This is a genomic window from Marinobacter sp. es.042 (assembly GCF_900188315.1).
Classification (GTDB): Bacteria; Pseudomonadota; Gammaproteobacteria; order Pseudomonadales; family Oleiphilaceae; genus Marinobacter.
The window spans coordinates 3,118,167-3,129,426 of sequence record NZ_LT897781.1 but is presented as its reverse complement, the minus strand read 5'-3'; the positions used below and the strand labels follow the sequence as shown (position 1 = coordinate 3,129,426).

Below are 11,260 nucleotides of genomic sequence, written 5' to 3'. Positions count from 1 at the left end.
CGGTTGTTCCAAACGGGAGTATTTTTATGGCGAGTCCAAAACGTTTTATCGCCGGCGCCGTCTGTCCCCGCTGTGCGGAGATGGATAAGATCATGATGTTCACCACCGACGACGATGACCAGGTTCGCGAGTGCGTGGCCTGCGGCTTCACCGATGCGGTGTCTGACGCCGAACAGCCGTCCAATCCGGAGCTCGAGACGCGGGTGAACAAGCGCAAGAATGAGGACGATCACACGGTCAAGCAGGTCGTGTTCTTCAAATCTTCTGCCGACGACGAGTAAGCTGTTCTTCCTAGCATGCAGGTTTGCGGGCGGAGAGGCCATGGGAATGCTTTTCTTCTGGGGAAAAGCAACTCGCTTCGCTCAGACATCTTTTCCCCGCCAGAAAAGCACACCCACACCCTCTCGGTTTTACTCAAAAGATATCTCTTTAAGACAAAATCTTTTCTGCGATATCTGTTGCTTCCTATGTGAGGGGGCCGGGATATTTTCCCCGCCGGAAATTGATGTCTGAGCGCAGCGAGTTGCCATTTCCAAGGGGAAAATATCCCGGCCCCCTCGCAACTCCCCTCAACAAGCAGGCTACAGAAAAACCTCCCAGCTCAAAGAACCATAGCCGCCAACCACCCAAAGCCAAGCAACGGCAAGTTGTAGTGCAGGAACGTCGGCACCACGGTATCCCAGATGTGGTTGTGCTGGCCGTCGGCGTTCAGGCCGGCGGTGGGGCCGAGGGTGGAATCGGAGGCTGGGGAGCCGGCATCGCCCAGGGCGCCGGCGGTGCCGACCAGGGCCACGATGGCCAGGGGGCTGAAGCCGAGTTGCAGGGCCAGGGGCACGTATAAGGCCGCGATGATCGGGATGGTGGAGAAGGACGAGCCGATACCCATGGTAATCAGCAGACCTACCACCAGCATCAGCAGTGCGGCCATGGCCTTGTTCTCGCCGATCACGCCCACGGAGCTGTCCACCAGGCTGGTGATTTCCCCGGTTTCACGCATCACTTCGGCAAAACCCGACGCGGCGATCATGATAAAGCCGATCATGGCCAGCATCTTCATGCCCTCGGTGAACAGATCGTCGGCCTCCTTCCAGCGAACCACACCGGACAGGTTGAAGAGCACGAAACCGGCCAGGGCGCCCAGGATCATGGAGCCCAGCCAGAGCTGCACCACGAAGGCGGTAACGATGGCCAGCAAGGCCATAACCAGGGTGCGCGGGCTATAGCTGGTGTCTACCCGCTCGGCCTTGGTGATGGTTTCCAGGTTATAGGTGCGACCACTGCGGTAGCTGAAAAAGACCGAGATCAGCAAGCCGCACAGCATGCCCAGTGCCGGCAGCGCCATGGCTTTCATGACGCTCAGACCGGAGGCGTCGACGCCGTTGGCGTTGATCTTGGCGATCAGGATTTCATTCAGGTAGATGCCGCCGAAGCCGACGGGCAGGAACATGTAGGGTGTGATGAGGCCGAAAGTCAGCACGCACGCCACCAGGCGGCGGTCCATGTTCAGTTTGGCCATCACGTAGAGCAGCGGCGGTACCACCAGGGGGATGAAGGCGATGTGGATCGGCAGGATGTTCTGGGACGAGATGGCAATGGCCAGCAGCAGGCCGATGATCAGAAAGCGGATGCCGTGTACGGCGGCGCCTTCCTCCTGACGGCCCACGAGGGCCACCGCCCGGTCGGCCAGGGCGTGAGCGAGGCCGGATTTGCCGATGGCAACGGCGAAGGCACCGAGCGTGGCGTAGGACAGTGCCACGGTGGCACCGCCGCCGAGGCCGCTATTGAAGGCTTCGATGGTGGCTTCCAGGGACATTCCTGCAATCAGGCCACCGGATACGGCACCGATGATCAGGGCAACAACAACGTGGATGCGGCACAAACTCAGGACGAGCATAATCGCGACCGCGGCGACGACGGCATTCATGGCAAAACTCCGGGTAGGAATTAATGGTTGTCCCGGCCCCTTGTGGGGGCCGGCATCATGAAAAGCGCGGTAATGTGCAGGAAATGGTCGCGGTAGTCAAAGCGGTTGTGTAACGGTCAGGCTTCATCAAGGCGGGCAAAGCGGGGCACCTGTTCGCCGGCAACTTCCACGGTTTCCCGGAACATGGACAGAGGGCGCACCCAGAGGCTGTAGTCACCGTAAAGGCAGCGGTAGACCACCATCTGCTCTTCGGTCTCGCTGTGCCGGGCAACGCCGATGACTTCGTAATCCTTGCCCTTGTAGTGTCGGTATTTACCCGGACGTATCTCGTTCTTGCGCTCGGTCATTATTGGCCTCAATGGATTCGGGCTATGCTGGCCCTGTCGTTACGGAGGACGTATCACGCGCAACAGTCTAAACTGGAAACAATTGCAGGGATGCGTACGACTCAGTCAGGGCCTGAAAGTGTAGATCACCCGGACGGGCCCGGAAACCGGAAACAGCTATGATGCGGCAGTTAAACTGCATCCTCCTCGTTTTATTGTCACTGGCGTGTCTGGTCAGCGCGCCTGTTCAGGCTGCTCCTGTCGCATTTGACTGGCTGGAGACGCCCGAGGATGAATTGGCGCTGGAAGACGTTCGCGCCCTGCCCCCGGGCGACTGGCAGACATCCGGCTCCAGTGAGGTGTTCAATCGTGGCTTCAGCGATGGCAGTTTCTGGCTGAAAGTCGAGATTCCGCCTGACCCGGCGAACCGGGTGATGGAAATCGGTTATCCATTGCTGGATGAGGTCTCTGTTTACTGGGTCCTGAACGGTGAGCTGATCCAGACTCACCACACCGGCGATACCCTGCCCTTCAGCAGTCGCCCGATTCACCATCGTAATTTTGTTTTCCTGGTGCCCTCGAACGCCGAGCCGGTCACCGCCTTTGTGCGGGTGAAAACGCTGGGTTCGGTGCAGATTCCTCTGGAAGTTATTCCGTCGGCGGAATTCCTCGCCAATGAGCAGTTGTCCTACGGCTGGCAGACGATGTTCCTGGGCATCATCGTTGCCATGGCGCTGTACAATCTCTTCCTGTTCGTTATCGTGCGCCATTCCACCTACCTATGGTACGTGCTGACGGTTGTGTTTACCGGGCTGGTTCAGCTCAATTTCAATGGCCTGCTGTTCCAGTGGCTGTGGCCCGATGCTCCCGGTATCAACCGATATTTCGCTATTCCGGTTATCTGTTTCGCCCTTTTCTCCGCGATTATTTTCGCAATCCGCTTTCTGCACATTCAGCACTACAGTCTGAGAAGCTATCGGTTCCTCCAGTGGGTTCTGACCGCAATTTTCGCTTGCTTCTTGTTCGGCCTGTTTGGCAGTTATCAGACTGGCATTGTGCTGGTCAGTGGTATTGCCACAGTGGTTACTCCGGCGGTTTGGTTCATCGGTTTTCTGGTGTGGCGCAAGGGCCAGATCCTGGGGGGGTTTTATGTGCTGGCCTGGACGCCCCTGTTAATTGGCCACTTGATTCTGGCCGTCAGCAAGCTCGGGATGATGCCGCGCAGTTTCCTGACCGAGTTCATGCCGCAGATCGGCGTGGCCCTGGAAGTTGTCCTGCTGTCCTTCGCACTTGCCTACCGGATCAATCTGGAGCGTCGCAAGCGCCACGAGGCCCAGGAGCAGGCGCTGGCGATCCAGCAGCAGGCCAACCTGACCCTGGAGATGCGGGTTCAGGAGCGCACCGACGAACTGGAGCGCGCCAATGAACAGCTCAGGGCGATCAGTCTCACCGATGGACTGACCCACGTCGCCAACCGGCGCCGGTTCGATGAGAAGCTGCAGGACGAATGGAAACGGGCCCAGCGACACGGCCACTCGTTGAGCCTGTTACTGCTGGATATTGATCACTTCAAACGGGTAAATGACGAGCTCGGCCATCTGGTCGGCGACGACTGCCTGACCGAAGTGGCCGCCCTGTGTGCGGCCGAAGTCCAGCGTTCCGGCGACTTGCTGGCCCGCTATGGCGGCGAGGAGTTCATCATTCTGTTACCGGCAACACCGGAAGAAGGCGCGGTTCGCGTGGCCGAGAGAGTGCGTCAGGCTGTTGCCCGGTCGCCGGTCTATTCCAACGAGCGGGTCGCCCCGGTCAGCCTCACTATCAGCGTGGGTGTTGCCTGCGTGGTTCCGGATCCGGATATGGAACCCCAGGAGCTGATCCGTCAGGCCGACGAAGCCCTGTACTCGGCCAAGGAGTCCGGCCGAAACCGGGTCATGGTGGCCCGTGATTTCAGGGCGGCGACTTTACCCGGCGCCTGAGGTGTCCCTGAGCTTCAGTTCTTCAGCTTGTAACGCCCCGGCCCGAGGAAGATCACTGCCACGGCGGTAAACAGGAAGAACCCCTGCAGCTCAAGTGCCCAGCCGCCGCCGCGTCCAAGGCTCAGAAGTTCGTTGCCATGTACCAGGATAATGGCAAACAGCATGTTGAAGATGATCAGCAGGGCTCCGATCCGGGTCTGATAGCCCAGAACCACCATCAGCGGTGCGATGATTTCGCCGACAAATACGCCGTAGGCAAGAAAGGTAGGCAGGCCGTGGCTGGCCAGTTCGCCTTCGATAAAACCAACACCGTTAAGCAGTTTGGCAATTCCGTGGAACAGCATCAGCCCGCCCAGGGTCAGGCGGATAATCAGTTTTCCCAGATCAGCGTTTTCGAGCAAGGTACGGGTCTCCGTTCTACAGGTTGCGAATGTCAGGATACAGCGGCAGAAGCTGTTTGATCAGCCGGTTCTGGGCGCCGGTGGGAATATCGTTCTTCTCCATGGCCAGGATCAGGTTTTCCGCCAGGGCATTGAACTGGGTGTCGGTGATGGCCATGTCGGAATGCAGCTCGCGCATCTCCCGACCGGTATAGGCACAGGGCCCGCCACTGAGCTCGCACAACTGATCCGTGAGGTTGCGGTGGAACTGGGCAACATCCATGCCTTTGAACTGCTGGTTGATGCGCTCATCCTCGACGATCAGGTAAAGCAGGTCTTCCACCACGTTTGCGATGCCTTCCCGCTCACCCAGCTGCTGATACAGACTGTTTTCGGGTTCGGTATTCAGGCTCTGGCAGCCACCGAGTAGCAGTGCCAGCATCATCAACAGTGCGGAAAGCGTGGCGTAGCGGTTGGTAAGGCCCATGTTCAGAAACTCCCCTGCAGCGACAGATACAGACCTTGCTGGTCTTCCAGTGTGGCAACGTCACCCAGGTTGACCAGAGCGCCTGTAATCGCCAGGCGACGGTCCGGAACCCAGGCGACAAACAGATCCCACCAGTCGTCTTCGGTGGCAAAGCTCAGGTTGTCCGGCTTCTGCCGGTATTCGGCACCTACCAGCCACTGACGATTCAGGAAAAGCCCGACGCTGCCCTCCATCATCAGTTCGTGACTGTTGTTACGGTCACCGCCAAATCCCAAAAGCCCGCCCTGGTTGGCCCGGGTTGCCCGCGCGGTCAGGTTTACCAGCAGGTTGCGTTCCATCACGGCGGCGAAGAACAGTTTGCTGCCACTGACATACACATCGGTGCCACTGTCGTCCCGGGCACCGATTGCCGACGGCACGGTGAAATCACGCTGGCGCTTGTACTGCAGGCCCGCAGACCACTGGCCCCAGGGGCTGTACAGCACATCACCGGCAAGCCGTACCTTGGCGCCAAAAATATCCTGGTTCAGCTCGTCCTGTTCCAGACCGAAGCCGTCTTTGAGGGTAAACACGAGGCTGTCCAGATCCAGGGTCTGCCGGGCCACGGTGAGCTCCAGCCGGTTATTCCAGTTCAGGCCGGCACCGGTCACCGAGAGGGAGTAATCGTCCACTTCGGCCCGGCTGAGTGCAAGGGTGCCGCCCCACTCCTCGTCGCTGGCGTAGCTTCCAAGCAGTGCCCAGGGCACCAGGCCGCCGCCGGCACTGCCCTCGATGGTGGTAACGCCTCCGGTCGCCCAGATCCGGCTGCCAATGTCGGCGCCGGCCACCGGTGCGATCAGGAGCGCCACGGCCATTGTTACCAGGCATCTTGCTGTCATTCTGAATACTCCGGGTTGGTATGGGTCAATTCCTCCCGGCGGCCAGCCAGGGCACGGGCGGTCTCAGGCAGATCCTCCGGTGCGACGGGACGGCTCAGGTAGAAGCCCTGGGCCAGGTTGCAGCCCCAATGCTGCAGAAGACGCCATGCCTCCAGGTTCTCGATGCCTTCGGCCACGACCTTCAGCCCGAGGCCATGGGCCATATCAATGGTGGAACGCACAATCAGCTGGTCCTGGGGCTCGGTATCCAGCCTGAGCACGAACGACTTGTCGATTTTCAGCTCCTGTACCGGGAGCTTGCGCAACTGGGACAGCGAGGAATAACCGGTACCGAAGTCGTCTACCGACAGGGTCACACCCAGTTCCCGGAGCCGGATCAGTGTCGCCATCGCCTCTTCCGGGTCTTCCATCAGGGCGCTTTCGGTCACTTCCAGAGTGACCCGCTCCAGATCGTGGTGCCAGCCCTGGAAGGTGTCGCCAATGTGTTGGATAAGGGCGGGCCACGTCAGGTCCATTGCGGACAGGTTGATGGCGACGCCCGCATCAACACCCTGTTCGTGCCAACGCCGGGCATCGCTGGCGACCCGTTGCAGGATATGGGCTGTCAGATCGTGGATTTGTCCCGACTGCTCGGCAAGAAAGATGAACTCCTCCGGGGATATGAAGCCCAGCTCCGGGTGAATCCAGCGTACCAGGGCCTCCACCTGAACAAGCTCACCGGTCTGGCTGTTCAGTTTTGGCTGATAGTTCATGTGCAACCCGTTGTTCAGGATGGCGGTGTGCAGATCGGTAACCAGTTTCAGTTCCCGGAGATGACTTTCATCCTGTCCGGGCTTGTAGCGGGTGAAGGCTTCGGGATGAGCCTCGGCCTGCTCGAAGGTGAGATTGAGCCGGCGACGCAGGGCGTCGGTATCCGAGGCATCTTCCGGCAGTTCCATGGTGACGATGGTGACCCTGAGGGAGAAGGGGGTCTGGTCTACCTGCAAGGGAGATTCGATGAGCGCGTGCAGTTGCCGGATTCTGTCACTGCCTGGCTCCGGGGGCAGTGAAGGGATCATGGCCAGGAATTCGCCGCCACCGGTGCGGGCGAGGATATGGGCGTCCGGGAGTTCCTGCTGCAGGCGCTTGGCAATACCGATCAGGACCTTGTCGCCGAATTCCAGCCCCAGGGTGTCGTTGATATCGGAGAGATCGTTGAGCCGGATCCCGACCAGTGAACCCGTGCCACGGTTCTCAAACAGCTCGGCGGCCTCCTGCATCAGGGCGTTGCGGTTTTTCAGTCCGGTGACGTCATCGTGGGTCGCCGCATAGCGGATCTGGGCTTCCCGCTCCCGAAGGCCAGACAGCATGTCCCGCAGGGCGTTGCGTAGCTGGGTCAGTTCGCCGCCGGCCCGGATGGCCGGTGCCTCGGGTGTGGTGCCCTCACCGATAGCCCGCGCGTAGCTTGCCAGCTGCAACACCGGGCGCCCGAGGTTCCGGGCAATGACCAGCGCCAGCAGAATGGCGAAAATCAGGATGGCGGTCACCAACAGGGCAATTTCCACCGCTCGCTGGTAGTAATTCTGGAGCGTGGCATCACGGCTGATCAGCAGCACGGCCTGGACAGCGGCGGGGTCTGATTCGCCCAGGTTGATTATCCGGGTGAAATAACCGGCACTTTCAATGAAATTGGCGTTGGCGGATGCGCCTGCAAGCTCCTGTTCCAGCTTGGCATCGATGCTGGTGGTGGCGGCATAACTGTTCAGGCTGTCGTTCTGGTTCGATCTCGCCCGCAAGATCACCGAGGTGCCACTGAGCCTGGCGATGACCTCCGCCAGGGACTGGTCCATGGCAAAGCCGCTGACCAGCGAGGCCCGAAGCCCCGGGGCCTCTATCGGTATGATGAGAATCTGGTAGCCCCTGCCATCAATGGCCCGCAGTGACCGGGTAAACCCATTACGACGGGTGCTTGTCAGTTGCTCCTGGCTGACGGCAGGAAAAGGGTTTTGCAGGGTCGAGGCCAGGGGCTCTCCCTGACTGTCCAGCAAGAGCGCGAAGTCGGCTCCTACCCTGCCGCTGTGGTTTTCCAGGGCACTGTCGATGGTTGCCGGATCGCGGCTGGCAATGGCGGAGCGAAAGCCGAAATCCTGCACTACAACACTGAGCCGGGACAGTTCCAGCTCAGTCCGGCGGTCAATGACCTCGTTGGTCAGCCGCTCTCCGATGGCCAGCTGTTCAAGTGCCCGGCTTTTCTCATCCTCGAACAGGTACACCATCAGCAGGGCGACGATCACCAGGCTGACCAGCGCCACCAGCGAGATCATGGCGGCAATAAGCCGGCCCCGGAATCCGAGACGAGATGCCAGGCCCATCAAAGCTCCCGAAAGCGCTGCTGGAGACGGTCCAGCGAGCCTTCCGCGGCGGGCTCGGGCTCAAGATTGAGGGTGACGATTGCGGACTCACTGTCACGTTCGATTTCACGGGTGACCGGGCGGGTATTATCCGGCAGTCGTGGGTGCCAGATCTCAAGTGTCACCGTCTCCTGGCTGCCCTCGCTGGCCAGACTATCGAGCGACAGGGTGACCTTGCCGGAGGCATCTGTCCGGCCGGTGGCAGCGGTGTCGGTGACTACTACAAAGCCCTGCATGTGGTCGTGAATGTTGCAGCCCAGTTCAACGATGCCTGGCTTGTCGAAAACAATGGGAGCCGCCGGGCGGTCGGCGTAAAGCTCGATGTTGAAGGTTTTTGCCGGCGAGAAGGAATACACGTGGTGCTGGGTATTGTCGCGATTCGGGAAATCCACGCTGGAGCCGACTGGCACCACCAGTACATGGGGATGGAAGGCGCGATCCTTCTGATAAATTTCGGCAGAAACCGGTGTTGCCGGACGGGCACTGTCTACAGAAACCACGGCATTGGCCACGGGTTCGGTGTTGCCTTCCAGGGTGACGGTGACGAACAGCTCGTAGGCGTTGGCTGTCGATGCCAGGGCAGAAATCAACGGTCCCGCCAGCACTGCAATCGCTGATACTTTCATTAAACCTCTGAACCTGTCAGGCCAGGCCGGACCCGAGAGAAAATCGAATGTGGTTCCTTACCAGCAGATTTTCCCAGTAATGCCGCATCCAGTCCCAGGCGGCGTTGTTCACCTGCTCGACAAATGGGTCGAGGTTGAGTTCGTAGTAGTCCGGCGTGCCTGCTATCTGCAACACGGTTACGGTGATGGAGTCGTCCAGCTCGTTGGCAAAGGGCTCGCCAATAAGCTGATGAGCCAGAAGGTTAGCACGAGTTGCTTCCATATCCACGATTTCGCTGGCCCGGGTACACCGGTTGTTCTCGTACATTTCTTCCATCAACCGGTGGCAAAGGTAGGCGCGGATCAGCAGGCCATCGAGACCGTCGTAGCGAACCAGAAGCGCCGATGGCTGGGTGAAATACCGGATGGCGGCATTCACGAAGGGCTCAAACAGATCGGCTTTCCCGGCTTCCCGGGCACAGGCTTCAACGCATTCGATCAGCCTTGGTGCCATTTCGATGTACTCAACCACGAACTGGAACAGGCAGGTGGCGGGCTGATACCCCTCGATGGTAACGGCAGACGGCAGCGCGGCGGCCTTCTCGTGAAGCTGTCGGAGGAAGGTCCCGGAGCGCGCTTCCTTGCGCCGCGCCTGGTCAATAATCTCAAGGACTACCTGTGGTGTCATTTCAGGAGAAGCCGATGTCTGAACGAATTGAGGTCGCAAGGCGCCTCCCGCTGTTAGCAACTGATAGCAACGAGTTCCGGGGCAGGAGAAGAGGGCTGGCTACCACATCGTGCCTGCCTGTTCAGACAAGTGTAGCCGAGTTTTTTGCAACTGCTTTTCCGCTGTGGTGAAAATACCCGGCTGTAATGTTACGGATTGAATCTGCGTTACTGGCTCTGAAACCAACGATCGTTCCTGGTGTGGGACCAGCAAAGCCATCCCATGCTCAGGGCCCGCGCCACCATCAGGGAGATCAACGCAAACCAGAGCCCGTGGTTGCCCCATCCGGTTGTCAGCCACCAGACCGGTGCAAACACGGCCAGGGCCGAAAACAGCATGGTGTTCTGCATGTCCCGGGTCCGGGTTGCTCCGATAAAAATCCCATCAAGAAGAAAGCCCCAGACTGCGGCAAACGGTAGCAGCCAGAGCCAGGGCAGGTAGCGCCAGGCGGTGGCTCTCACTTCATCGATACCGGTCAGCAGTGCAATAAGCCAATGCCCGCCCGCAACGAACAAAATGGTGAGCAACAGGGCTCCCCAGAGTGACCATCGCAAGGCACTTCGAAAGACTACCCGGAAGCGCCGCCGGCTGCCTTTGCCGATGGCCTCGCCAATCAGTGCTTCGGCGGCATTGGCAAAACCATCCAGGGCGTTGGAAATCAACAACAGAAAGGTGATCAGGACCGCATTGGCCGCGAGGATGGTGTCTCCCTGGCGCGCACCCTGGGCGGTAAAGAACGCCAGCACCAGCAACAGCGCGATGGTGCGAACCATGATGTAGCGGTTCACCCGGAGGATCTTCAGGTAATCCTCCAGCTTGCCGAACAGGGCCCGGGTGAGTGTCTGACCTTCAGGCATCCGGCTTAACACGATCATGAATCCGATAGTCGCCGCACCATACTCGGCGATCACCGTGGCGATGGCCACGCCGCGGCTGTTCCAGCCAAGCACGGTGACAAACAGTATGTCCAGAACGATGTTCACGCCGTTGGCTGCAATCAGCATGATCATCGGGCCCCTGGGAAACTGGGTTCCGATCAGCCAGCCAACCAGGGTGTACTGACACAACACCGCCGGCGCGCTCCAGATCCGGATAGCCGCATACTCGGCCGCCAGTTCGGTAACGCTTTCACTGGGGTTCATCAGGGTCAACCCCGTCTGGATCAGCGGCTGGTGAACCAGAATCAGTAGCAGACCGATACCGATTGCCAGCAGCACCGACCGCAGCAGCAATGCCACCTGGCTGAAGTTGTCCCGTTTGCCCCAGGCCTGAGCGGCCAGGCCGGTTGTGCCCATCCGCATGAAGCCAAAGGTCCAGTACAGGATGCTGAACAGATTGGCGCCGACAGCAACGGCCCCCAAAAACTCGGGACTTTCCAGGTGGCCGAGCACAGCGGTATCCACCAGTCCCAGGAGAGGAACTGTGAGGTTGGTGAGCATCAGTGGCCAGGCCAGAGCCCAGAGACGCCGGTCGGTTGCCGGCAGACGAAAAGTCATATTCTTTTTGATTCTTAAAATTCCGCTGTTAGCTTTTTTGGGTTTAGCCGATTTTTTAGTCTTTTTTTGAT

11 protein-coding genes are annotated in these 11,260 nt (G+C 59.5%); 2 read left to right on the top strand and 9 right to left on the bottom strand.

Annotated elements, in window-relative coordinates:
• The first annotated feature begins 26 nt into the window (after window positions 1-26).
• Window positions 27-281 (top strand): YheV family putative zinc ribbon protein, encoded by a 255-nt coding sequence (locus CFB02_RS14605; protein WP_041645867.1) that lies wholly within the window; start codon window positions 27-29, stop codon window positions 279-281.
• Between the two features lie 320 nt (window positions 282-601).
• Here the strand turns inward: CFB02_RS14605 and CFB02_RS14600 are convergent, their stop codons facing one another.
• Together CFB02_RS14600 and CFB02_RS14595 are read right to left on the bottom strand one after the other, a co-directional pair.
• The gene (locus CFB02_RS14600; protein ID WP_088558566.1) at window positions 602-1,924 is read right to left on the bottom strand and encodes a Na+/H+ antiporter family protein; all 1,323 of its coding nucleotides are present in this window, start codon (window positions 1,922-1,924) and stop codon (window positions 602-604) included.
• Window positions 1,925-2,040: 116 nt separating this feature from the next.
• Window positions 2,041-2,271 carry a DUF1653 domain-containing protein gene (locus tag CFB02_RS14595; protein WP_014578892.1) on the bottom strand — a complete coding sequence of 77 codons (231 nt, stop codon included), beginning with the start codon at window positions 2,269-2,271 and terminating at the stop codon, window positions 2,041-2,043.
• Window positions 2,272-2,429: 158 nt separating this feature from the next.
• Here CFB02_RS14595 and CFB02_RS14590 point away from each other — a divergent pair, with 158 nt between their 5' ends.
• On the top strand, window positions 2,430-4,226 hold the full coding sequence (locus tag CFB02_RS14590; RefSeq protein WP_172835834.1) for a diguanylate cyclase: 1,797 nt from the start codon (window positions 2,430-2,432) through the stop codon (window positions 4,224-4,226).
• A 14-nt stretch (window positions 4,227-4,240) separates the two neighbouring features.
• On the opposite strand, the gene CFB02_RS14585 is transcribed toward CFB02_RS14590, so the two are convergent.
• The 7 genes from CFB02_RS14585 to CFB02_RS14555 form a co-directional block, all read right to left on the bottom strand.
• Complete coding sequence (locus CFB02_RS14585) at window positions 4,241-4,627, bottom strand: DoxX family protein (RefSeq protein ID WP_062783591.1); 387 nt, start codon at window positions 4,625-4,627, stop codon at window positions 4,241-4,243.
• A gap of 16 nt (window positions 4,628-4,643) precedes the next feature.
• Complete coding sequence (locus CFB02_RS14580; RefSeq protein ID WP_088558565.1) at window positions 4,644-5,093, bottom strand: group I truncated hemoglobin; 450 nt, start codon at window positions 5,091-5,093, stop codon at window positions 4,644-4,646.
• Between the two features lie 2 nt (window positions 5,094-5,095).
• A complete protein-coding gene (locus CFB02_RS14575; protein WP_088558564.1) occupies window positions 5,096-5,971 on the bottom strand; it encodes a DUF3034 family protein in 876 nt (291 codons plus the stop codon).
• Window positions 5,968-8,322, bottom strand: coding sequence for a putative bifunctional diguanylate cyclase/phosphodiesterase (locus CFB02_RS14570; protein ID WP_088558563.1), 2,355 nt, complete (start codon window positions 8,320-8,322; stop codon window positions 5,968-5,970). The genes CFB02_RS14575 and CFB02_RS14570 overlap by 4 nt, the downstream gene beginning before the upstream one ends.
• Entirely contained in the window at window positions 8,322-8,987 is a 666-nt protein-coding gene (locus CFB02_RS14565) for a methylamine utilization protein (RefSeq protein ID WP_088558562.1), read from the bottom strand. Before CFB02_RS14565 ends, CFB02_RS14570 begins: the two co-directional genes overlap by 1 nt.
• Before the next feature lie 16 nt (window positions 8,988-9,003).
• Window positions 9,004-9,654, bottom strand: coding sequence for a hypothetical protein (locus CFB02_RS14560; protein ID WP_088558561.1), 651 nt, complete (start codon window positions 9,652-9,654; stop codon window positions 9,004-9,006).
• A gap of 206 nt (window positions 9,655-9,860) precedes the next feature.
• Window positions 9,861-11,189 carry an MATE family efflux transporter gene (locus tag CFB02_RS14555; protein WP_088558560.1) on the bottom strand — a complete coding sequence of 443 codons (1,329 nt, stop codon included), beginning with the start codon at window positions 11,187-11,189 and terminating at the stop codon, window positions 9,861-9,863.
• Window positions 11,190-11,260: the final 71 nt, after the last annotated feature.